The following is a 22,872-nucleotide window of genomic DNA, read 5'->3' as shown; positions in this document are numbered from 1 at the left end:
CGGCCCCGGCGGCGCTGGGTCCCATAACGGAACACCTTACCGCTCAGTAACTTTGCGCCGATTTACCGTCTCCGCTGACATAATTTACGCGACAGAGACATGGTTGTGTCCGATCGTTCACATGTGGACCTGAGACATATCCTCCATTTCCATGTATGTTGCGTGTTGCTCGTCTTCCGATAGCTATCGCCTGAAATTCGATGATCCTCTGACAAAGGAGGAGTGCGGTGACCGGATCGGAAACAATTTCCCGCGGCGAGCTGGAAACGTGGCTTCTTGACAGGATCGCCTTCTACCTCGACAAGCCTCCCGAAAACATCGACCCCGCGGTCGAACTCGCCCGCTACGGAGTGGACTCCGTCTACACCATCAGCATCATCAGCGACATCGAGGACCACCTCCAGATCGAGGTCGACGTAGCCGAGGCCCGGCGGCGGGAGACGGTCACCGACCTCACCGACTACCTGCTCGAACTCGTCGCGTGATGGACCTCGCCTCCACCGGGGCGAGGGCCGCGGGGACGGGGCCCGAGCCCGTCATGGTGGTGCTCGGCGACAGCGTGGCCGAGGGCCAGGCCGACCCCGATCCCGGCGGCGGATGGCTCGGCTGGGCCGGACGACTGGCCTGCCACCTGGGCATTTCCCGTGCGGAACTGCTCAATGTCGCCGACCCCGGCGCGACGATCGAGGACGTCGTCCGCGACCAGCTCCCCGCCGTCCGGCGGCTCCGGCCGCGCCTGCTGGTGCTCGGCTGTGGCATGAACGACGCGCTGCGCGGCTTCGACCGGACGGAGGTCGCCGCCCGGCTCGACGAGCTGTTCGGCTGGGCCCGGGACGTCGGCGCGGTCGCCGTCGCCATCCCGGTGCCCCGGCCGCCGCTCCTCGACCTGTCCCCGATCTCACAGTTCCGTAAGAAGCGGACCGTCCAGCGTATTTCCGACCTCAACGACGAGCTCGGACGCGCCGCACGCGAGTTCGGAACGACCTTTCCCGAACGGGAGGCGGTGGCGAAAGTCGCTGACCCGGCGATGTGGAACGCCGACGGAATCCACCTCAACCCGAGGGGACACGCCTATGTCGCGGAGGTGATCGGTCATATCGCGGGAAGCTCGCTCGGCGAGCGGGTCCGCTGAGGCTTCGACCGATGTCCGGGCCGCCAATTTTCGAACTCTGGGACAAAGATGAAGAAACCATTCTTCGCAACCCGGTCGCTGATGCTCGTTCCGCTGGCGCCGCTCCTCGCCGTCCAGGCCTGGCGAACGGTGCGGCGCCCCCCCCGGCTCGACCCCGCGGCGGGCGACGAGCACGGTTTCCTTCCCGGCCCGGACCCGACGGGTGCCGGTCCCGTGTTCCGCGTCGTGGTGATCGGTGAGTCGACCGCCGCCGGGGTCGGCGCCTCCCGGCACGAGCGGGCGTTGCCTGGCTTCCTCGCCGAGGCGCTGCGGGAACGTCTGCGGCGGAGCGTGGCATGGTCGGTCACCGGTGAGAGCGGCGCCACCGCCCGCCGGGTCGCGACCGCGCTCGTCCCGGCCGCCGGGCTCGTCGACAGGGCGTCCGCCGATCTCGTGGTCGTCACCGTCGGAATCAACGACCTGATCAGGAGGCGTTCGCTGCGCTCCTGGACGGCCGACGTCACCGACCTCGTCGACGTTCTGCGGACCAGGTTCACCGACGCGACCCTCGTCCTCGCGGGAATGCCGCCCGTGCACCGCTTCCCGACGATCCCGCGACCGCTGCGCCTCGTCCTCGGCGCGCGGGCACGGACCATGGACCGGATCATGGCGGACGCGGCCCGTGCGGGCGGTGCGCTCCACGTGCCCGTGGACGAGGTGATGGCCCGTGACCGCCGCCTGTTCGCCTCCGACGGCTTCCACCCGTCGCCCGACGGCTACCGGGCCTGGGCGGAGGGCCTCGCCGACGCCGCCGCCCCGGCGTCCCCGGCCCCCGGCGGCGAACTGACCACGTCCCAGGGCGAGTGAAGAGAGCGGATCAGATGACGACCCCCGGAACGTTCCGCGCCGCGGTGGAGGCCAAGGACCTCGCCGCGATCGGCGCCGCACTCCACCCCCGCATCGCCTTCCACAGCCCGGTCATGGTGAGGCCCTACCTCGGCCGCGACGCGGTCTTCCCGCTGCTCGGCGTGCTGCTGGAGGTCTTCGAGGACTTCCACTACACCGACGAACTGGTGAGCGCCGCGTCCACGGCCCTGATCTTCGACGCCCGGGTGGCGGGCAGGGACGTCCAGGGCCTCGACCTGCTCACCTTCGGCGACACCGGCCTCGTCACCGACCTGACCGTCATGGTCCGCCCCCTCCCCGCGGCGATGACACTCGCCCGGGTCGTCGGAAGGCGACTGGAAGCGAAGGGACCCGAAATCTCCCTCGCTCCCCACCGAAGAACCGCCCCACCCCCAGGAGTCGAAGACCAAGATGGACGGTAAGACCTCCCCGAACCCCGCACCCCCCGCCACCCCGAACCCACCGACACTCGCCCCGAGACCCACCCTCGCAGCGCCACTCACGAACTCCACGCCCGCCGAGAACACCGCACCCGTTGAGGCCGCTGGGCCCGCCACGAACGCCGCGCCCGTTGAGGACGCCGCGCCCGTTGAGGACGCCGGGCCCGTTGCAACCATCGGGCTCGCCGCGAGCGCCGTGCCTGCCACCAGCGCCGTGCCTGCCACCAGCGCCGTGCCTGCCACCAGCGCCGTGCCTGCCACCAGCGCCGTGCCTGCCACCAGCGCCGTGCCTGCCACCAGCGCCGTGCCCGTTGCGAGCGTCGGGGGTGTCTCGGAGGTCGGGTGCGGTGAGTGGGGGTCGGGGGCGCATCGGGTCGCCGGTGAGTTGGATCGGTATCTCGGTGATCCGATGGACGATGCCGCCGGGCCGTTCTCCTACAGGGCGATCGTCGAGGCGGAGGAACGGGACGAGCTTCCGCCGGGAGCGGTCGAGGCCGTCCGGGCCTGGGGGTTTCCGGAGTATCTGGTGCCGAGTGGCCTGGGTGGGCGGCTGACGACCTTAGAAGAGCTGTTTCTCGTCACACGTGCGCTCTCGCGCCGCAGCGTCACCGTCGCGGTGATGTACGGGTCGGGGTTGTTGGCGGTGAACCCGGTGTGGCTGTGGGGGGACGCGCGGCAGCGCAGGACGGTCGCAAAAGGGGTGCTGGGCGGTGACCTGGCCTGCTTCGGTGTTTCCGAGGCCGACCACGGCAGCGATGTGGCGGCCTCGGAGTCGGAGGCCGAGCTTCAGGGGGACGAACTCATTTTGACCGGGACGAAATGGCCGGTCGGCAACGCCACCCGCGGACGCTTCGTGACCACCTACGCCAGAACCGGCCCGAGAGACTTCTCGCTCATCCTGGTCGACAAGGACGAACTCGACCCCGGCACGTGGTCGACGCTGCCGCCGGTGCGGACGGTCGGACTGCGCGGCCACGATCTGAGCGGAGTCGCGTTCACCGGGGCGCGCGTCCCGGCCGACAGTGTGATCGGACGGCGCGGCTCCGGGCTCGTCCAGACGCTGAAGACGCTCCAGATCACCCGCACGGCGATCGCCGCGCTGTCGGTCGGGACCATGGACGCCGTGGTGCGCATCGGGATGGACTACGCACGGCACCGCACCCTCTACGGCTCGGACATCTACCAGATCCCCGTCATCCGCGACCATCTCCTCAAGGCGCATCTGGACCTGCTGATCGCCGAGTGCGTCGCGATCCCGGTGGCGCGGTCCCTGACGCTCGCGCCGGGGCGGCTGAGCCTGTGGTCGTCGATCGTGAAGTACTTCGTGCCGGTGCTCGGCGAGGAGGTCGTGGGCAGCATCGGGACCGTCCTCGCGGCGCGCGGCTACCTACGCGAGGGCGTGGCCCATGGCGTCTTCCAGAAACTGCAGCGCGACCACGCGATCGCGAGCATCTTCGAGGGCACCACGCACGTCAACCTCGCGAACGTCGCCGGGCAACTGCCGTACCTGGTCGACCCGCCGGAGGAGACGGGCCGCGAGGACGACCTGCTCGCCGACCTGTTCTCCTGGACGCGGACACCGCCGGCCTGGGTTCCCGACGGCCGCGTGCTCCAGCTCACCAACGAGGGACGCGACGAAGTCGGCCAGCGGTTCGAAGTGATCTGCGAGGAGCTGCTGACCGCCGCCGTCGCGCACGCCGCGCCGGGCGTCGCGGCCGAACTGAAGGACCTGATGTCCGGCATCGGCGGGATGCGGGCCACCCTGGAGCAGGGCGTTCGGGCGAGTGCGGGCGACACCGCCTCGGTGGCGGCGCTGGCACGTGCCAAGCGCTACTGCGAACTGCACGCGATGCTCTCGTGCGTCCTGACGTGGCTGCACAACCGGCACCGGTTCGGCGGGCCGTTCGCCGACGGACAGTGGCTCGTGCTGTGCCTGCAACGGCTGGTTCAGCGCGTCCAGCCCGACACCTTCCTGTCCGAGGACTTCCTCCCGCCCCTGGAGGACGCGATGTTCCGCGCCGCCGACGAAGGCCGCTGGTTCTCGTTGCTGTCTCTGGCCGACCTGTCGCCGACGACGTGATGGGGACGGACGATGCGCAAGCGCCCCCAAGACTTCGTATCGCTCGTCCGGGAGAACGTCCAGGCGCACGGTGACGACCGGGCGTTCACATTCATCAGCGAAGAACCTGCCCGAGCGGCCGGGAAGTACAGGGAGAACGTGCTCGGGTTCGCCGAACTCGACCGCAGGGCCCGCGGGCTGGCGTGCCGCCTGGAGGCGCGCGGTCTGCGGGACAGGGCCGTCCTGCTGCTGTATCCGGAAGGCCTGGAGTTCGTGGCGGCGTTCCTCGGTTGCCTGTACGCGCGGGCCATCGCCGTCCCCGCACCCCTTCCCGACCTGGACGCCGAACGGTACGGACGCACCCGAAGGATCATCGAGGACGCCGACATCGCGCTGATCCTCACCGACACCGCCCACCGCGACACCCTCGACGCCTGGCTGACCGAAATCGACCTCGCGAACCGCGTCGAGTGCCTCGACACCGAAACACAGGGCGGTGACGACCCCGACGCGTGGACGCCACCGCGCCTCACTTCGGACACCCTCGCGTTCCTCCAGTACACGTCCGGCTCGACCAGCGAACCCAGGGGCGTGATGGTCACCCACGGCAACCTGCTCTGCAACGGCGAGGAGATCAGACGGCGGATCGGCGGGACGTCCGAGACCGTCGGCGTCGGCTGGGTGCCGCACCACCACGACATGGGCCTCGTCGGCCAGTTCCTCCAACCGCTCTACCTCGGCTGCCGTTACGTGTTCACCTCGCCGATCACCTTCGTCAAACGTCCCGTGGTGTGGCTGGAGCTGATCACCCGTTACCGGGGCACGGTCACCGTGGCACCGAACTTCGGCTACGAGCTCGCGCTGCGCCGGGTCACCGACCGCCAGCTGGAGGGCCTGGACGTGTCGTCCCTGCGCGTCGTGAAGAACGGCGCCGAACCCGTCCGGGCCGCGACGCTGGAGAGGATGACCGAGCGTTTCGCCCCGATCGGCTTCCGGCCCGCCATGTGGATGCCCTGCTACGGGATGGCCGAGACCACGCTGCTCGTCACCGCCGCGCCGCTCGGCGGTGGCGCCGTCGTCCGCGACTTCGACGCTGAAGCCCTCACCGGCGGCACGGCCGTCCCGGCCTGCGCGGACAGCCCGTCGCGTCGGCTGGTGAGTTGCGGGCGACCCGTCACGCTGGACGTCCGCGTCGTCGACCCCGACACCCGCGTACCCCTGCCGGACGGACGCGTCGGCGAGATCTGGGTCAAGGGTGGCAGCGTCGCCCCGGGCTACTGGAAGAACGCCGAGGCGAGCCGCGAGACGTTCGGCGCGCACACGTCCACAGGGGCAGGCCAGTATCTCCGCACGGGCGACCTCGGGTTCCGATCCGGCGGAGACCTCTATGTCACCGGCCGGATCAAGGACCTCGTCATCGTCAACGGCCGCAACATCCACGCACACGACATCGAGGAGGTCGCCGGACGGACCCACCCGGCGACCCTGCTCGGCGCCGCGTTCACCGTCGATGACGGTGTGCGGCGGGAGCATGTCGTCCTCGTCCAGGAGATCAGTACGAGGGCCGCCGCCGGGACATCGCTGGACGAGCTGGCGACCCTCATCAGGACGAGCGTCGCCCGCGCGTTCGGGCTGCCCGTGCTGAGCGTCGTCCTGTCCGGGCGCGGCACGGTCCACCGGACGACCAGCGGAAAGACGCGCCGCCAGCACACCCGGGAGGCGTTCCTGCGCGGCGAGATCGTCGCCCTCGCCGCGGACGTCGAGAACGGCCTGCACGAGCGGTCCGCAGCCGCCGCCAGAGACTCCCAGTGAACTAGGAAAAATCCCCCTAACCCAAGCTAGTCAAAAGCATGACTAGTCAGGTCGTTGTCTGCTACCGTCGGGTACACCCTGAGTCAAGGCGGGGAGAAGGCCGATGGCGCTACGTCACGCGGTGCTGGCGGCGCTGCTGGACGGCGAGTACAGCGGCTACCAGCTGGCCAAGATCTTTGATCTGTCGGTCTCCAACTTCTGGCACGCCGTACCGCAACAGCTCTACACGGAGCTGGCGAGGTTGGAGACCGAAGGACTGATCAGCGGTCGGAAGATCATCCAGCACGACCGTCCCAACAAGCGCGTGTACACCGTCACGCAGGCCGGTGTGGACGAGCTCGAACGGTTCGCGGCGACCCCCGCCAAACCGGGCATCATCCGAGAGAACCTGCTCGTCATGGTCCAGGCCGTGGACCACATCTCCGCGGGCCCCGTCATCGCGCAACTCGAAGAGCGGGCGCTGGCGTCCGCCGCCAAGATCGAGGTCTTCGAGCGCACCCTGAAGCATCTGCGCGGCGACATGGACGAGGAGACGTATCTGCGGAGCGGCTCCCCGATCGGCCCGTACCTGACGTGCCTGCGCGGCCTGCGTTTCGAGCAGGAGAACCACGAGTGGTTCACCGGCACCGCCCGGTTGCTCCGCGCCCGGGCGGGCGCCCATGCCGAGGACGGTGAGCCGCCATGACCGCGTGCACGGCGCACCGGCACCACCCCCCGCGCCCCTCCACGGTGCCGTGCCCCCGCGGTGCCGGATCCGGGCGACACGCCTTAGTCAAGGAGGCGTTCACCATGTCGGGCGAACACCGCACCATCGAACTCCCCACCACCCCACCCGCCGTCCAACCGAACGGCGCCACCCGACCGCACGCACCACCACCGCACGCACCACCACCCCCGGACGACAAGCCCGCCGCGAAGCTGCTCGGCGAGCTGACACTCCCCGCCGAACTGGAGTCGGTGCCGCGGGCCCGTCGCTTCAGCCGCTCGGTCACCGTCGGCTCCGACATCGGACACGTCGGTGACGACACCGAGATCCTGGTGTCCGAGCTGGTCACCAACGCCGTCCGGCATGTGGCGATCCCCGGCTCGGTGCTGCTGCTCAGGCTGCTGCGCGCCGGATCCCGGCTCCGCGTCGAAGTCCACGACCAGAGCGCCGCCGTCCCCCGGGCACGGCCGCTCGACCTCATGGACGAGACCGGACGCGGCTGGTTCCTCGTCGCGATCATGGCCGACCGACACGGCACGGACCACACTTCGTCCGGCAAGTCGGTCTGGTGCGAACTGCACGCCTGGCCGCCGGACGCGAACTCGGGGCACTGAGCCCGGTTCCGCGCCCGGCCCCCCGGCCCCGCCGGCCCCCGCCCATCCCCGCTCGGCGTTGGGAGGCACCATGCCCGTTGACTACTACCGCTCGGACGGGAGACCCGCCACGGCCGAGGAGGCCCAACGGCTCCTCCTGGACGTACGAGGACGGCTCCTAGCGCAGGACGTCGTCCGTGTCGGCGCCGTGGTCGTCGTCGTGTCCACCTGGTTCACCGTGATCGACCTCGGTGTCACGGCGAACGGCACGCCCCTGCTGTGGCAGACGATCGTGTCCGACCTGTCGACGCACGCCGACGTCGGCCGGTACTCCACCCGGGAGAACGCCGCCCGCGGCCACGCTCGCGCCGTCACCATGATCACCGACCGGCTTCGCGGCCTGGTCGCCCGCGCCGCCCTGGACGAAGCACACCCCTGACCCCACCCACCCCCGAACCCCACCCCCCGAACCCCACCCCCGAACCCCAACAACCCCCCACGAACGGACCGTCCGAGACCGACAGCTCCCCGCACAAGGTTGTGATCTGATGGTTGGCGAAGGACAACCGGCGGACCCCTACGCGCCCGCCCCCACCGGCGAGACCCCGCACCACGCGTTTACCCGAACCGCGGGCAGGCGCAGACGCCCGATCCGCGTGCGGATCACGGCCCTGCTGCTGGTCCCGCTGGTCTCCCTCATCGCCCTGTGGACGTTCGCCGCGAACATCACGCTGGGCGACGCGTTCGACAAGTACGACTTCTCGACGACGTACGAGAACGTCGGCCTTCCCGGTCTCCACCTGGTGAACCAGCTCCAGGCCGAACGTTCCCTCAGCGTCGTCGCGCTCACCGGCCGCGACGCCCAGGGCGGGCGGAGACTCGACGGTCAGCGGGCACGGGTGAACGCCCTGGAGGCGTCCTTCCGCAGGAGCGCGCTGTCGGCGGAGGCGAGGGACGCCGCCGAACCCGAGACGCGACGGCGGCTGTCCGCCGCGATCGAGGCGCTGGACACGCTGCCGCGGCTGCGCGCCCGGGTCGACGCGGGAACCGTCCAGCCGCTCCAGGTCATCAACTCCTACAGCACCGTCCTGGACGAGGTCATCAGGGTCTTCGACGGGCTGGTGGCGGTGAACGACGCCGCGATCCTGACGCAGGGCCGCGCGCTGATCGGCGTCGGCAACGCCCGCGCCTACATGCTCCGCGAGGACTCGCTGGTCACCGTCGCGATGGCGCGCAACGGGCGACTCACTCCCGCCGAGCACACCGCGTTCGTCCAGTGGGCCGCCGAGGGGCGCCGCGAGTTCGAGGCCGGGCTCGCCGACCTGAACGCCGAGACCCGCGGACCGCTGGAGCAGCTCGCCGCGTCCGACCGTTTCGCCCGCTACCGCGCCGCCGAGACCGCGATCGTCAACGCCCGCGACGGGCGCCTGCCCGCCGAGGCGGCGGACTGGCAGGCCACCACCCAACTCCTCGCACAGGCTTGGGCACAGAAGATCACCCAGGCGAGTCTGACGCTCAACGAGATGGCCGAGCCGATCGGGCAGCGGATCATCATGCGGCTGGTCGTCGCCGGCGGGTTCGGCCTGCTCGCCGTGGTCGCGTCGATCGTGCTGTCGCTGCTGGCCGCCCGCAGCCTGTCCCGCGAGCTGCGCGGGCTGCAACGCGCCGCGCTGCACCTCGCCGAGGACCGCCTGCCGAGCGTGGTCGCCCGGCTCCGCCGCGGCGAGGAGGTCGATGTGGACGCGGAGGTCCCGCCGCTCGTCGGAGTCATGGGATGGGGCCGGACGAAAGAGGTCGCCCGTGTCGGCGACGCGTTCACCAAGGTGCAGCGCACCGCCATCGACACCGCCGTCCGCGAGTCGTACCTGCGGGAGGGCATCAGCCGCGTGTTCCTCAACGTCGCGTGGCGCAGCCAGTCGCTGCTGCATCGCCAGCTCCGCATGCTGGACGAGATGGAGCGCGCCGCGACCGACCCGAAGGCGCTCGAAGACCTGTTCCGCCTCGACCATCTCACCACCCGCATGCGGCGCCACGCCGAGGGCCTGGTCATCCTGTCCGGGGCGTCACCCGGCCGCGGCTGGAGCAGGCCCGTGCACGTCGAGGACGTGCTGCGCGGCGCCGTCTCCGAGGTGGAGGACTACACGCGCGTCGAGGTCGTCGTCGTGTCCGGGCAGGCCGCGGTGATCGGCGAGGCCGTCGCCGACATCGTCCATCTGCTCGCCGAACTGATCGAGAACGCCACGGTGTTCTCGCCCGCGCCGACCGAGGTCCTGGTCCGCGGCGAGATGGGCGCCAACGGGTTCGCCGTCGACGTCATCGACCGCGGCATCGGCCTCGACCAGTCCGAACTCGACGCGCTGAACCTGCGGCTGTCGCGTCCGCCCGAGTTCGACCTCGCCGTCACCGACCGTCTCGGCCTGTTCGTCGTCGCCCGCCTCGCCGGACGGCACGGCATCAGGGTCGCGTTGCAGCCGTCGCTGTACGGGGGCGTCAGCGCGGTCGTGTTGATCCCGCGCGAACTCATCGTGGACGCCGACCAGCCCGACGACGAGGACGACCCGCGGGCCACGGCCGACGACGTCCCCGCCGTCCGCCCCGACCCCGGACGGAACGGCACCGCCGGAACGAACGGCACCCCGCACCCATGGCCACCGACGTCCCCACCGATCCATGGGGCCATGCTCAACGCGCCGATCCCTGAACCGACGGCTTCGGCGCCCTCCGAGGGCCCGCCGGAGTATGACGCGACGGCGGGGTACAGCGCGCCGCCGTCCACCGAGGACCGGCCCTCGTGCGAACGGTACGAGACCCCGCCGTCGCACGAGACCCCGCCGTCGCCGTCATACGAGGCCCCGCCCGCGTCCTTCGGTACCCAGCAGGCGGGCGGCGGACGGGCACCACTGCCCCGACGTGTGCGAGGCGGCAACCTGGCACCGCAACTACGCGACGACCCCGCCGGACCCGTCCCTCCCGAGGCCGGACTCTCACCGGAGACGGACGACACGGTCGCCGCGTGGGAGGCGCGCTCGGCGGAGGCGTCCCGCGACCTGTTCGCCGCGCTCCAGGCCGGATGGCTGCGCGGCAGGGACGACGAGGACGCGGCGGACGACAGGGAGGCACGATCATGACCCAGCATGGAGTCGCGGCGGAGCTGAACTTCCTCCTGGACGATCTGATCGACCGGGTGCCGCAGATCCGCAAGGTGGTCGTCCTGTCGAGGGACGGGCTCGTCATGGGCCGTTCCCGGGGCGTCGCCCGCGACGACGCCGAATACCTGGCGGCCCTCGCCGCCGGATTCCACAGCCTCGCCTTCGGGGCGAGACCGCAGCTCGACTCCGGTGAGATCCGGCAGACCCTCATCGAGATGGACCGCGGTCTGTTCTTCGTCGTCCCCGCCGGCGCGAACAGCTGTCTGGCCCTGCTGAGCGAGGCCGGGGCGAACGCGGGCCTCGTCGCCTACGAGATGACGATGCTGGTCAAGCGTGTCGGCCGGCAGTTGTCCACGGGCCTCAGGCAGAGCGGGCCCGCCCCCGGAGCCGGGTGACCGCGATGGACCGCGACGCCGCCGACCGCGCAGGCGCGGGCCGGGAACGGTGGCTGGACGCCGCCGCCGGACCCGTCGTCCGCCCCTACGCGGTGACCCGCGGCCGCACCCGCCCGAACGGTGAACCCCTCGACATCGTGACGATCCTCGTCGCGACGGGCAGGCGGCCCGCCGAGCCCGGACGGCTGTCCCGCCCACAGCGCCGGATGCTGGCGCTGTGCAGGCGCCCGTCCGCGCTCGCCGACCTCGCCTCCGACCTGGACCTGCCGCTCGGCGTGATCCGCGTCCTGGCCGGTGACCTGCTCGACTCGGGGCTTGTGGACGTCCAACGGTGGTCCCCGCCCGACCCGTTGAACGCGAACTCCACGGGACGGCCGCACACGGACCCGAACCTGCTCAGAAAGGTGCTCGATGAGCTCCGCGCCCTCTGACCCCCGACCGGCGGAACCGGACGGCCTCCCGCACGACTCCATGGACGACTCCATGGACGGCCCGCGCGTCGCACTGAAGATCCTCGTCGCCGGCGGGTTCGGCGTCGGAAAGACGACGCTGGTCGGCGCGGTGAGTGAGATCCGCCCGCTGCGCACCGAGGAGGCGCTGACCGATGTGAGCGTCGGCGTGGACGACCTCGACGGGGTGGCCGCCAAGACGACCACGACCGTGGCGATGGACTTCGGCCGCATCACGCTCCGCGACGGCGTCGCCATCTACCTGTTCGGCACGCCCGGCCAGGAGCGGTTCTGGTTCATGTGGAACGAACTGTCCCTCGGGGCGCTCGGCGCGGTCGTCCTCGCGGACACACGGCGGCTGACGGCCAGCTTCGCGTCGATCGACTACTTCGAACGCAAGGGAACCCCGTTCGTCGTCGCCGTCAACTGCTTCGACGAAGCCGAACGGTACGAGCCGCACGAGATCCGGACGGCACTGGCCCTCGACCCGCACGTGCCCGTCCTGCTGTGCGACGCGCGCCTCGCCACGTCGGCGAAACAGGTGCTGGTGTCGCTGGTCGAGCACGCGCTACGCCTGGTCGGCGGCTCCAGAGTCCAGGGTGCACACCCCTGACGGTCAGTTCTCACCCTCCGGCCGCTCGTCGTCGGTCGCCGGGGGACCCATCACGATCTCGTCCACCTCGACGTCGTGCCCGTCCGCGCAGCGAACCCGCGCGGTCACGGCCTCCCCGCAACCGGCGTGCGTCAGCACGACCTGCCGTCCCTCCTCGCCCGGCAGGTACGTCTCGCCCCACTCCATGAGCCCGACGAGGGTCGGGGCGAGGTCGCGGCCCATCTTCGTCAGGTGGTACTCGTAGCGGGTGCGCTGCCCCGGCTCCTGGTAGGGCTCCCGGCTGAGCAGGCCCGCCTTGACGAGGTGACGCAGGCGTGCGGTGACGGCCGATTCGGTCATCTCGAGGTTGCGGACGAAGTCACCGAAGCGGTTCGTCCCGAAATAGGCCTCGCTGAGCACCAGCACCGCCGACGGCGGGCCGAGCGCGGCCAGCGTCCTCGCGACCGGGCAGTTCTGCATCGACCAGCTGTCACGGTCGGCGAAATGCCCCTCAAGTGCGATGGTCACCCGTCCACTATAAACGTGCTGACTTTGCTTGACCAAAGTCAGCAGGCTCGCTAGCCTCCCTGACTATGGTGGAACAAAGTCAGGTGCGTCCCGGACGGGTGCTGGCGGTCCTCTCCGCCGCCTCGTTCCTGGCGGGCCTCGACCTGTTCATCGTCAACGTCGCGTTCACCGACATCGGCCGCGACTTCGCCGGTCGGCCGATGGCCGACCTGTCCTGGGTCCTGAACGGCTACGCCATCGTCTTCGCCGCGCTGCTGGTCCCGCTCGGACGGCTCGCCGACCGCTATGGCCGCAGGCGCGGACTCGTCGCCGGGCTCGTCGTCTTCACCGTCGCGTCCCAGGCGTGCGCGTCCGCCCCGTCCCTGTGGTGGCTCGTCGCCTTCCGCGTCGTCCAGGCCGTGGGCGCCGCCGCGCTCATCCCCACCAGCCTCGGGCTGCTGCTCGCGGCGTACCCGGCGACGCGCCGCGCGGGCGCGGTGCGAATCTGGTCCGCCTCCGCCGCCGTCGCCGCCGCGGCGGGCCCCGCGGTCGGCGGCGTGCTCGTCGATCTCTCCTGGCGCTGGGTCTTCGAGATCAACATCCCCCTCGGGATCATCCTGACCTTGCTCGCGCTGCGGCTGGTCCCCGACTCCCGCGAGGGCACCACCGCCCGAGTCCCCGACCTGCCCGGCACCGTGGCCCTCACCACCGCGATAGCGCTCCTGGCCCTGGGCCTGGTGAAGATCAATGACTGGCCCGGCCAGCGAACGGCGCTCACCCTGGCCGCGGCCCTGCTCGGCCTCACCTGGTTCTGGCTCCGCTCCCGGCGCCACCCCGCACCCGTGATCGAACCGTCCCTGCTCGCCGTCCGCACCTTCTCCTGGTCGAACGCGACGATCCTGCTGTTCAGCGTCGCGTTCGCCGCGAACCTCCTGCTCGGCGTCCTCTGGATGCAGCAGATCTGGCACTACTCGCCCATCAGGACCGGGCTCGCCGTCGCACCGGGCCCACTGATGGTGCCGATCATGGCGATCGTCGCCGGTCGGCTCGCCGCCCGCCGGATGCCCGCCGGTCTGATCACCGCCGTCGGATGCATGCTCTGCGCGCTCGGCGTCGTCATGATCGCGATGAGCCTCGGCCCGGCACCGGCCTATCTCTCCGGGCTGCTGCCGGGCTGGCTCATCGGCGGCGCGGGCGTCGGCCTGGCCCTGCCCACCATCCTGTCCGCCGCCGCCGTCGACCTGCCGTCCCACCGCTATGCGACCGGCAGCGCCGTCGTCACCATGAGCCGCCAGATCGGCACCGTCCTCGGCGTCAGCCTCGCCGTGGCGATCCTCGGCACCCCGCACGGCCACCCGGACGCGCACATCGGTTACCTGCACGCCTGGCTGATGGTCGCCGGGTTCATGGCGATCGCCGCGATCGCCGCCCTTGGCATGAACCCGCGCCGTCTTCGGCCCTCCCCGACCGTCCCCGACACAGAAACGGAAGTGATCGCAGGCACCTCCTGACCTCGCCCCACCCACTCGGGGCGCCGGACGAAACCTTGACCCGGACCCGACGGCCCGGTTCGCCCGGACGCCCCGCACCACAACAGGCACCTCATCCGGAGGAGGTGCCTGTTGCACCAAGTCGGTCACCAGAACGGCGTCACCAAAAAGGATCGAACCACGACTAACAGCAACCACCCCGCCGAAGCGCCCCAGAAAGGAAATGGTTCGCTCACCGACGCCCAGGGGCGGACACCCAGACAAGACTGGATTTCTCGCATCGCGTCTGTCCCGCCGAGGCCGTCGACCCTCTATGGTGACGGCATGCTGAATGCAATGGAATGGCGGGATTTCTCCTGGATGTCGCCATGCGGATAGGGGCCGCCCCGCGAATCGCGCTGGTCGGCGTCCTGGCGGGCGGGCTGCTGACCGCATGCGGACAGGGCGGAGACAACTCCCTTCTCGACAAGTCCACGCTGGTCGTCGGCGTCCGCCCGGACCTGCCCGGCCTCGGACTACGAGCACCGGACGGCCGGTTCGCGGGCTTCGACATCGACGTGGCCCGTTACGTGGCGGACAGGCTCGGAAAGAAGGTCCGCTTCGTCGAGGCGCTGGCGTCCGAACGGATTCCGCTCCTGACCTCGGGACGCGCCGACATGGTCCTCGCGACACTGTCGGTCACACCCGAACGCAAGACGCAAATCGCCTACGCGGGCCCGTACTACATGTCGCACCAGGACGTCCTCGTACGTTCGAACGAACGCGGGATCACCGGCGTGCGAAACCTCAAAGGTCGCCGATTCTGCGCCGTCGAGGGAGCCGACCCCACGAAACGGCTCCTGTCGATCCACGGAATGACCGCCCGGATCGTCCCCGCCAAGGACTACGACCAGTGCATGGCCATGATCAAGGACCGCCGGGTGGACGCCATCACCACCAACGACGTGATCCTGGCAGGCCTCGCCCGACGCGAGGGCAGCGGCTTCCGGCTGATCAACGCCCGGATCAGCGAACAGAACACCGGCATCGGTCTCCAGCGCGGCGACCCCGACGGCTGCGAGGCCCTCAACCGCGCCATCACCCAGATGTACCAGGACGGGACGGCCGCCAAGCTGATGCGCAAATGGTTCGACGGCACCGGCCTCGACCTGTCCATCATCGAGATCCCCCAGTTCGAGGGCTGCGACTGACGACGGCCCCCCGGCACCAGCCGCTCCCGCCCGCCATGTCATACCTGGATCGTCGCCAAAACCCGGTACAGCCGCTCGGCGACCCCACGCGACAGCGCACGCTCCCGCAACCCTCCGACGATCTTGCTCTTCAGCCGGGCAAGGCGCCGGTACACGACACGGCGACTCACCCTGCCGGTCAGGTCGTCCTCCAACCTCATGATCACCTCATTGAGGTCGATGGCGGCATCCGACCGGATCTCACCCGCGACATAACCTCGACTCACGATCGGCCGCAGCCGCCCGAGCGCCTCGACCACCCCGCCCGGCTCCGCCCCCCGGCTGGTGGCCGCCGGAGACGGCGCTGCGATCACCGGTGACCGCGGCGCCGACACGAGCACCGCGACGGCCCCGACCACCGGAACCGCGACCACGAGCGCGACCGCCGACAACCGGACACCCGCCGAACGACGACGCCGAACCGGAGGACGCAGGGTCTTCGTCCGCCGATCCCTGGACGACACGAGCCCAGCCGTAACGCCGCCCATCCCGCGACCTCGCGCCGTGAACACCACCGTCGACGGCTCATCCCGCCCGAGGAGCCCGGCGATCTCCGCCGCGGAAGGCCCGTCCACCGCGGTGGCCGCGAGGCAGCGCTCCGCGAGCACCGCCGATCCCCCCGCCACCCCGGCGGGCACGCAGGCCGCGACGATCGCGCCGAGCGCCCGCACATCATCAACCCTGCTCTGCGGACCGGCCACACCACGGCCAAGACCACCGAGGCCGGTATCAACCACCTTGACGTCGCCGGACGCGAGAACGACCTTGCCCGCCCGCAGCCCGCCATGCGCCACACCCGCCGCGTGCGCGGCGGCGACCGCACCCGCGATCTGCGCGCAGACACCCACGGCGACGGACACGCTGAGGGGACCGCTCCGCAGCCTCTCGGCAAGCGTCTCCCCGTCCAGGAACTCGGTCACGACGTAGCACACAAGGCGCCCGGAGGCGTCGCGGATCTGGTCGCTGTCATAGACCCGCTCCAGCGCGGGATGGGAGAGCCCGGCAGCACGGTTGACACCCTCCTGGAACGCCTGGCGCAGGTCACCGCGAGCCGACACGAGCAGCTTCACCGCGACAGTACGGTCGAGCAGCTCGTCCCGTCCCCGCCAGACCTCCAAACCGCCGTCCGGACAGGCGTCGAGACGCTCCACCAGCCGGTAGCGCCCCGCCAGCCGCAAGCCCGATTCCACCCGAACCCACCCTTGTCGCAGGCGCCGGTAACGCCCGGTGTGCCCGCTGATACGCACCGCCCGCCGCACGGGGTTCGACGGCCCGCTATGTCAGATTCTCTTGGCAGCCTTGGAGAACCGTCCCGCCCCCTTTCCAGCGATCGTCCGCCCACCCACCCGCGCCGACTACTCGGAACGTGACATCGAGCCGGAGATCACCCTGAACTGTCTCGCGTCGACGACACGCAGGGCGGGCCAGGCCGCCTGACCAACGTAGCGCCCTGGAGTTGCCTGGTCGGGCGCCGAGTTCGACGGCCCGACCAGGCATTGTCCCGGTTACAGGTACGGGCGGGTGATCAGCTCGATCGCGTGACCGGCGGGGTCTTTGAAGTACACCCCTCGACCGCCGTGCTCGTTGTTGATCTCGTTCGGTCGTCGCATCTGCGGATCGGCCCAGTGCTCGATGCCGCTCTCCTGCAGCCGCTGATACGCCCGATCGAACAGCTCGTCGTCGATCAGGAACGCGTAATGCTGCATCTGTATCTCCACCGGCGGCTCGGCGAACTGAAGCAGCACACCGTCGTCGAGCTGGATGTTGGTGAACACGCCCCAGGATGGTGCTTCCGGCACTTCCAACAACTCTCGGAAGAACCGAGCCGACTCGTTGCGGTCCTTGGCGGCGATGATGGTGTGGTTGAACGTGACTGTCACTCGGATGGCCTCACTGTTGTTCGACACGAAGAACGGGCTCGCTGTGCGCGACCACTGGGAGGTCCGCGTGCCGAACTGAAGGGACGCCTTCTCCGCGCCCGCCGTGCGATCAGCCTTCCACCGGAAGACCCATCTGTGCGTGGCGTAGCGCCGGTCCGGTGTTCACGTTCATGACCTTACTTGACCTCGCTACTTGCACCACCGAGACAGCAATCAGCGACTGGGTGGCTCGTCCCGTTCTGCTGACCACCAGGCGTTCCGTCGACTACCAGCCCACGGGACACGCCTCTACGGTGCGTTCTCCTGATCGCCCTGATGCGTCGCGAGCCAGGTGAAAACGCTCCGCTGTGTAACCGGCATCACCATGTCAGGAGCGACAAGCGCACGTCGCCCTCGCCCCGGCACCCGATCGCCGCCTAGTCGGCCGGGGCTGCTGGGCCGCAGCGTTGAGGTCCGCGGTGCCCGCGCCGTGACGGCAAGCGCGCCACCCGCCGGGGGGCTAGGCGGCCTCAGCGCCCGGACCCCCGCGGCCGCCGACGCCCAGCCACCACGTCCTGCAAGAAGCCGTCCTCGTCCTCGAGCTTCGTGTCCGCGGGTTCGGCGTCGCCTGCGGACACGGCGGCCTCGGCCGTCTCGGCGGTGGACTGCGCCGCCTGGTCCGCCGCAGCAGCTCGACGCCGACGAGTGGCTGTGTCCTGTGAGAAGACCTAGTCATAGCGTCCCTGAAGCATCTGAATCGGCCCGTCCGGTCATCGCCAGGCGGCTAGCGTCTCCCTCTCCACCGCATGGCGGACTCCTTGTCTGCCGCCGTCGGTAGGACGAACTCCGCACCCGGCAGCCTGGCCCGACTCGTCCGCGCGAAGATCTCGTCCAGGCATCCGGACTCCACGAGCAACATCAACGCTCGCGCACGGGGGCGGGGGAGGCCTCGCACCGAACCTTTGGTGCGAGGGCCCCTTGCTCTGATGGCGGTCGACGGCACGGTCGTAGTCTGTGGCGCCCCTACCGGAGCTGCTGGGCCCTCGCACCGAAACTTCGGGTGCACTGCCTTCGCACCTACCACTACGAAAAGGGTGAGCGCCTGTGAGTAGGGATCGTCCACCGGTGTGGCGAACGAGCCGCGTTCACCGGAGTCCAACGCGACAGGGCCACGGAAGTCAGCCCCGCGCCGTTAGACCGGGCGAGCTGCGACGCCGCGCCCGCCGCGTTGGCGCCCTGCACATGCCCGACGGCAAACCAGCGCCGAGCCAGCGGCACCGCACTGCGCCCCGCGCGTAGCGAGTCGATGAGGTTGCGCGGCGCAAGCGGCCCCCCGGGCGCTCGACGCCCGCCTCTGGCCAGGCTGCTTACGCGCGACGGCGGCGGCGTCTTGCCGGCGTTGCGGTCATTGCTACCCCGTAGGGATGCGGATCCGGCGTCCCGAGCTCTGTGTGAGTCACTGACCGTCATGACGCAGCCTCTGCTGGTCAACGCCGGAAGCCCGCTCCACCAGGTGTGCTGTACCCGCCGAGCTCGGGACTCGCCAATGGCGCGCACATGTCGGCCGAGCCGACCGGCCCGCCTGCCCCCAGGCGACGCGGGCGCCGGTAGAAGAAGCCGGAGTGAACTCTGGACGCCGGGCTGTGCGACGGGTCAGGCGGCTTGGAGGCGAGAAGGTGGTGGGCGGCCGGTGATCGGCATTGCGCGTTGGTCGGGTGGCGGACGAAGCCGATAGCTGTAGCACCCGCTTTGCGGATCTCGGGTGATCTCTATTTGATCCGGACGGGTGTGTTTGAAGCGGTTGTGCCAGCCGCAGCACAGGGTGAGTTGGTCGATGTCGGTGGGGCTCCTGCCGAGGGCCCAGCCGTGAACGTGGTCGACTTCGCACAGCGATCCTGGGACCTCGCAGCCCTGCACGGCACACGTGGGATACATGGTTTGCAGGACGCGGCGTTGTGCGGAGGTGGCGATCCGGACGGTGTGCCCGAGATAGAGGGGGTGCTGGCCGGAGCCCAGGAGCAGCGGGGACAGCCCGGCGTTGAGGGCGATCCTGCGGGCCTGTTCGGCCGGGATCGGGGTGCCGTCGATGAGGCGCGCGGGAGTCGTTCCGCCGGTGAGAGTGTCCAGGTCGCAGATGACGGTGACCCGGGTCGCCTTGTGCCCACCGGCCAGGACGGACGTGAGTGCGGCCGCCATACGTTCGGAGAGATCTCGGTGGTCGTCGACCCCAGCCGGTTTGGCGAGCGGTGCGAGCGTGCCGTCCCAGATGGCGGCGTCTTCGGCGTTGAGCCACCCCTTGATGTAGCGGCCCCCGTCCAGGGAACGGGTGGAGTCGATCCAGGATCGCTCGTATCCGCGCCTGCTGTCGCCGTCGGGGTTCTCGTTGCCGTCCCGTTCGGCGATCACGTCACGGATACGCTTTCCGAACGAGGCGACCTTCCCTGCTGAAAAGTCCTGGTCGGCCATACCGAGCAGGATGTCTTCGGCCGCTCGGCAGTCCTCGTCATCGAGGCGGGCGACCGCACCCGCGATGGTGGTGGCGTATCCGAAGGAAAGGTCGCCCGCCGCCCACCTCGTGGTCACTCCTCCGAGGCGATCGCGTTGCCGGGCCAGGGTGAGACGCTCCTTGGCCCGATTGTCGCGCATGCCCATCCGGTGCCGGAGCCAAGCCTGGGTGGACGGGTAACCCCACCGCCGTACTTCCCCTGCCCGGTCCACCACGGACACCAATCCGGCAAGGGCGGCTTCAACCTGGTCGGTGGCTGCCGCCAGAGTCTCGGAAAGCTCCATACACGCGGCTGCCGAGTCCGGGACGGCGCGCTGAGCGAGTTCGGCGGCGATGGCAGAAAGAACGCCCACCAACTCAGCAGTGGAAGCCCCCTCCCAATCCCCTTTGATCGAACTCATGTTCTAACCCTATCACCCCACCCCCCACTCCACCCTCGCCAATAGACTTCCGCAAAGCTAGACTCTTGTTACCACCCAATCCTTATCTTTTTCCTTTTTGGGTATCTAATGGGACAGATGCCTCTTATTATCTCGATTGGTTCGCCTCAGTAGCGTTGAGCGACCACGACCCATTGGTTCATCCTGCGGCAAGGGCACGCAGTCGCAGCTCGTCTCGTTGCATGGCCTTGGTCGGCTTTGCCATGATCTGGAGATGGATCGTGCAGTGATCGATGCGGGGTGGCTAAGGCTGCGCCCGTTCACGTCGACGGACATTCCGTGGGTCTATGAGGTATCGCGGGATCCGGCGTTGCAACACTTCGTTCAGTTACCGTCGCCCTACCATCTGAAGGACGCCGCGTTCTTTGTCGACGAGGTCGCCGTCGGGGGCTGGGATAGGGGAGAGCGGCGGGAGTTCGTCGTCGAGGAGGCGTCCAGCGAAACTCCACTCGGTCGGGTGGGGCTGAGTGGGCCTTCGAACGGGTCAGCCGAGATCGGTTACTGGGTCGACCCTCGGGCTCGCGGACGAGGCGTTGCCACCGACGCCGTCCGGACCGTGTGCCGGTGGGCCTTCACGACGCTGGACCTGGACCTGATCGAGTGGCGCTGCGAGGTAGGCAACACCGCCTCTCGCCGCGTCGCCGAGAAGGCCGGATTCTTGATCGAGGCCACGCTTCGCAAACGAGTCATCCATCGCGGGACGAGAGTAGATGCCTGGTTCGGCTCTCTTCTCAAAACCGAGGCTGCCCGGCTGAACACATGATTACGTACGGTTGTCGAGGGCGACGTCACGTTCGCGCCCCGTCAGACATCGCCGCCACTTTGATGCGTTTACTACCTATAAGACATGTTCGGCCCTGGCCGCGTGATTATTTGTCAGCGGCCCTGCGGCGGGCGCGGTAGGCGGCGACGGTCGTTCGGCTGGCGCAGGTGTTGGAGCAGAACCGGCGGCTCCGGTTCCGGGAGTCGTCGACGTAGAACCGTGCGCAGCCGTCTGCCTGGCATCGGCCCACGGTTACATCGGGATCCCCGCAGATCACATGAGCGAGCGCGGCGGCGCAACTACGTCCAAGCCAGGAAGTGGGGTCTTCTCCGTCGCGCGCGAAGTGAAGGTGTGGCCCGCCGCTCAGGTCGTGCGTACTCACATACATCGCGGGCGGGAACTTCTCCAAAAGGAGATTGATGGGTTCGATCGGCCCCGGGTCCGCGACGGCGGCGACCGCGTCACGCAAGGCCGGGAGAAGAGCCGCGAGCGTCTCGCCGTCGGGTTCGGCTATGCGGTGCTGGGCGAAGAACTCCCGCCGGAGCTTGCTGGGCTCGTCGCCGTTGACCAGTTCGACGGCCAGCCTTGCCAGATTGCCAATGTAGGCGACATAACGCACTTGGCCACCTACTTCCTCGGCCGCATAGTAGGCCACATGGGTATGAACACCACCTACATTGCCAGATCCGCGGAGTGCTCAGCGCGGTCGTTGAAGCGTGCAGGCCTCTAGGACCTCGCGCTGGGGCTTCCAGCGGCCGAGGCGACGGCGCTGCGGGCGGAAATCCTGACTGACAGATTCTTCTGGCGGCTCGATAAGGCGGCTGACACCTAGACTGCGGTGTCCGCGTTGTGCCAAGAGGACCCGGCGCTTGGCGGGTTCTACGATGCTCAGCTCGCCTATACCCGGCTGCTCTTCGGCATGGACCCACGCTCCGATGACACGACCAGGGTGCGTGCAGGCCTTGCCGCCGCAGTACAGGACGAACGACTCGCGAGCTGGGCGACCCTCTGGACAGGCATCGTCACCGAGCGATTCGACAACGCCCACGAGCACGCGAAACAGCTCTACTCTCAGGCCCTCGAATCAGCCGTGAACGATGAGGACCTCTTGTTGGAGTCCTATGCGATCCGGCACCTGGCTGCACTGGCGTTGGACAACGGCGACGCGACCGGAATCGATCAGCTGCGCAGGTCGTACCACCTGCGCGCCGCGCTCGGCGCTCGCCCGCAGACCGCGGCCGCGGCGGTTACCTACGCCGCTGCGCTCCCACCGTGTGATGAGGCCGAGCAGCTGAACAGGCTCGCCACGCGAACAGCCCGTGAACTCGGACTCACCTGGCTGATCCAGAGCCTGTAAGAGCCGAGCCGCCACCCGAACCCACTGCAGCCGAGCTGCCCGGTGAGGACGCAGCCAGCCAAAGAGGGACCAACAGCCTGCGGACAACGAACCGGCAACGAGACCAACCACCCAGACCACCACAGGCACCACTCACAACAAGCAATTGATCATCCTCACGGTCACCAACCACCCCACCTGCACATCAGCCAACCGCCCCGTCCACCCAAATTCCGATCACCGTAAAACGCTGGCCCGAGTCCAACTGCAAACACCGCAACCAACTCCGCCCTCCCACCACCCCCACGCCACCACCGCCACGCCGCCGCCACCACCGCCACGCCACCGCCACCGCCGCCACCGCCACGCCGCCGCCACCATGCCGCCGCCACCATGCCGCCGCCACCATGCCGCCGCCACCACGCCACCGCCGCCGCCACCACTGCCCAGGGCACAACTGATCACTAGGTGTGGCCGCAGTCCCGACTCCTTGTCCGTGGCTGGGGCGGTGGGGGCGGCGCGTCGGGCGG

At 69.5% G+C, this 22,872-nt stretch carries 23 protein-coding genes; 18 read left to right on the top strand and 5 right to left on the bottom strand.

The window, feature by feature from the left end:
- The first annotated feature begins 227 nt into the window (after window positions 1-227).
- From BZB76_RS24425 to BZB76_RS24365, 13 genes are all read left to right on the top strand, one after another.
- Window positions 228-485: an acyl carrier protein gene (locus tag BZB76_RS24425; protein WP_121436713.1), complete on the top strand. Its 258-nt coding sequence runs from the start codon at window positions 228-230 to the stop codon at window positions 483-485.
- A complete protein-coding gene (locus BZB76_RS24420) occupies window positions 485-1,132 on the top strand; it encodes a GDSL-type esterase/lipase family protein (RefSeq protein ID WP_121436712.1) in 648 nt (215 codons plus the stop codon). Before BZB76_RS24425 ends, BZB76_RS24420 begins: the two co-directional genes overlap by 1 nt.
- A gap of 48 nt (window positions 1,133-1,180) precedes the next feature.
- Entirely contained in the window at window positions 1,181-1,978 is a 798-nt protein-coding gene (locus BZB76_RS24415) for an SGNH/GDSL hydrolase family protein (protein WP_170180728.1), read from the top strand.
- A 14-nt stretch (window positions 1,979-1,992) separates the two neighbouring features.
- A complete protein-coding gene (locus BZB76_RS24410; protein WP_211343157.1) occupies window positions 1,993-2,439 on the top strand; it encodes a nuclear transport factor 2-like protein in 447 nt (148 codons plus the stop codon).
- Between the two features lie 427 nt (window positions 2,440-2,866).
- Entirely contained in the window at window positions 2,867-4,537 is a 1,671-nt protein-coding gene (locus BZB76_RS24405; protein ID WP_121436710.1) for an acyl-CoA dehydrogenase family protein, read from the top strand.
- Window positions 4,538-4,549: 12 nt separating this feature from the next.
- The gene (locus BZB76_RS24400; RefSeq protein ID WP_121436709.1) at window positions 4,550-6,328 is read left to right on the top strand and encodes a fatty acyl-AMP ligase; all 1,779 of its coding nucleotides are present in this window, start codon (window positions 4,550-4,552) and stop codon (window positions 6,326-6,328) included.
- 103 nt (window positions 6,329-6,431) lie between these two features.
- Window positions 6,432-7,013, top strand: a complete 582-nt coding sequence (locus BZB76_RS24395; protein WP_121436708.1) for a PadR family transcriptional regulator — start codon at window positions 6,432-6,434, stop codon at window positions 7,011-7,013.
- Between the two features lie 104 nt (window positions 7,014-7,117).
- Window positions 7,118-7,648 carry an ATP-binding protein gene (locus tag BZB76_RS24390; protein ID WP_170180727.1) on the top strand — a complete coding sequence of 177 codons (531 nt, stop codon included), beginning with the start codon at window positions 7,118-7,120 and terminating at the stop codon, window positions 7,646-7,648.
- A gap of 70 nt (window positions 7,649-7,718) precedes the next feature.
- Complete coding sequence (locus BZB76_RS24385) at window positions 7,719-8,066, top strand: hypothetical protein (RefSeq protein WP_121436706.1); 348 nt, start codon at window positions 7,719-7,721, stop codon at window positions 8,064-8,066.
- 109 nt (window positions 8,067-8,175) lie between these two features.
- On the top strand, window positions 8,176-10,755 hold the full coding sequence (locus BZB76_RS24380) for a sensor histidine kinase (protein WP_121436705.1): 2,580 nt from the start codon (window positions 8,176-8,178) through the stop codon (window positions 10,753-10,755).
- A complete protein-coding gene (locus BZB76_RS24375; RefSeq protein ID WP_121436704.1) occupies window positions 10,752-11,171 on the top strand; it encodes a roadblock/LC7 domain-containing protein in 420 nt (139 codons plus the stop codon). The genes BZB76_RS24380 and BZB76_RS24375 overlap by 4 nt, the downstream gene beginning before the upstream one ends.
- Window positions 11,172-11,176: 5 nt before the next feature.
- Complete coding sequence (locus BZB76_RS24370; protein WP_121436916.1) at window positions 11,177-11,602, top strand: DUF742 domain-containing protein; 426 nt, start codon at window positions 11,177-11,179, stop codon at window positions 11,600-11,602.
- Window positions 11,583-12,233: a GTP-binding protein gene (locus tag BZB76_RS24365; RefSeq protein WP_121436703.1), complete on the top strand. Its 651-nt coding sequence runs from the start codon at window positions 11,583-11,585 to the stop codon at window positions 12,231-12,233. Before BZB76_RS24370 ends, BZB76_RS24365 begins: the two co-directional genes overlap by 20 nt.
- 3 nt (window positions 12,234-12,236) lie before the next feature.
- On the opposite strand, the gene BZB76_RS24360 is transcribed toward BZB76_RS24365, so the two are convergent.
- Entirely contained in the window at window positions 12,237-12,740 is a 504-nt protein-coding gene (locus tag BZB76_RS24360; RefSeq protein ID WP_211343156.1) for a winged helix-turn-helix transcriptional regulator, read from the bottom strand.
- Between the two features lie 65 nt (window positions 12,741-12,805).
- On the opposite strand from BZB76_RS24360, the gene BZB76_RS24355 reads away from it, so the two are divergent.
- Both BZB76_RS24355 and BZB76_RS24350 read left to right on the top strand, forming a co-directional pair.
- Complete coding sequence (locus BZB76_RS24355; protein ID WP_121436702.1) at window positions 12,806-14,230, top strand: MFS transporter; 1,425 nt, start codon at window positions 12,806-12,808, stop codon at window positions 14,228-14,230.
- 347 nt (window positions 14,231-14,577) lie between these two features.
- On the top strand, window positions 14,578-15,399 hold the full coding sequence (locus BZB76_RS24350; protein ID WP_170180726.1) for a transporter substrate-binding domain-containing protein: 822 nt from the start codon (window positions 14,578-14,580) through the stop codon (window positions 15,397-15,399).
- Between the two features lie 38 nt (window positions 15,400-15,437).
- On the opposite strand, the gene BZB76_RS24345 is transcribed toward BZB76_RS24350, so the two are convergent.
- On the bottom strand, window positions 15,438-16,628 hold the full coding sequence (locus tag BZB76_RS24345; protein ID WP_170180725.1) for a protein kinase: 1,191 nt from the start codon (window positions 16,626-16,628) through the stop codon (window positions 15,438-15,440).
- Between the two features lie 100 nt (window positions 16,629-16,728).
- On the opposite strand from BZB76_RS24345, the gene BZB76_RS34920 reads away from it, so the two are divergent.
- A complete protein-coding gene (locus BZB76_RS34920) occupies window positions 16,729-16,875 on the top strand; it encodes a hypothetical protein (RefSeq protein WP_170180724.1) in 147 nt (48 codons plus the stop codon).
- Window positions 16,876-16,943: 68 nt separating this feature from the next.
- On the opposite strand, the gene BZB76_RS24340 is transcribed toward BZB76_RS34920, so the two are convergent.
- Both BZB76_RS24340 and BZB76_RS24335 read right to left on the bottom strand, forming a co-directional pair.
- Window positions 16,944-17,318, bottom strand: coding sequence for a VOC family protein (locus BZB76_RS24340; protein WP_121436699.1), 375 nt, complete (start codon window positions 17,316-17,318; stop codon window positions 16,944-16,946).
- A 1,632-nt stretch (window positions 17,319-18,950) separates the two neighbouring features.
- Window positions 18,951-20,087, bottom strand: a complete 1,137-nt coding sequence (locus BZB76_RS24335) for an HNH endonuclease signature motif containing protein (protein WP_246007196.1) — start codon at window positions 20,085-20,087, stop codon at window positions 18,951-18,953.
- Between the two features lie 370 nt (window positions 20,088-20,457).
- Here BZB76_RS24335 and BZB76_RS24330 point away from each other — a divergent pair, with 370 nt between their 5' ends.
- Entirely contained in the window at window positions 20,458-21,006 is a 549-nt protein-coding gene (locus tag BZB76_RS24330; RefSeq protein ID WP_121436697.1) for a GNAT family N-acetyltransferase, read from the top strand.
- 106 nt (window positions 21,007-21,112) lie between these two features.
- Here BZB76_RS24330 and BZB76_RS36025 read toward each other — a convergent pair whose 3' ends face one another.
- Window positions 21,113-21,625: a CGNR zinc finger domain-containing protein gene (locus BZB76_RS36025; RefSeq protein ID WP_246007162.1), complete on the bottom strand. Its 513-nt coding sequence runs from the start codon at window positions 21,623-21,625 to the stop codon at window positions 21,113-21,115.
- A gap of 219 nt (window positions 21,626-21,844) precedes the next feature.
- Here BZB76_RS36025 and BZB76_RS24320 point away from each other — a divergent pair, with 219 nt between their 5' ends.
- Window positions 21,845-22,363 carry a hypothetical protein gene (locus tag BZB76_RS24320; RefSeq protein WP_121436696.1) on the top strand — a complete coding sequence of 173 codons (519 nt, stop codon included), beginning with the start codon at window positions 21,845-21,847 and terminating at the stop codon, window positions 22,361-22,363.
- Window positions 22,364-22,872 lie beyond the last annotated feature (509 nt).

This window comes from Actinomadura pelletieri DSM 43383 (assembly GCF_003634705.1).
Taxonomy (GTDB): domain Bacteria; phylum Actinomycetota; class Actinomycetes; order Streptosporangiales; family Streptosporangiaceae; genus Spirillospora; species Spirillospora pelletieri.
This window is presented reverse-complemented; position numbering and strand designations above follow the sequence as displayed.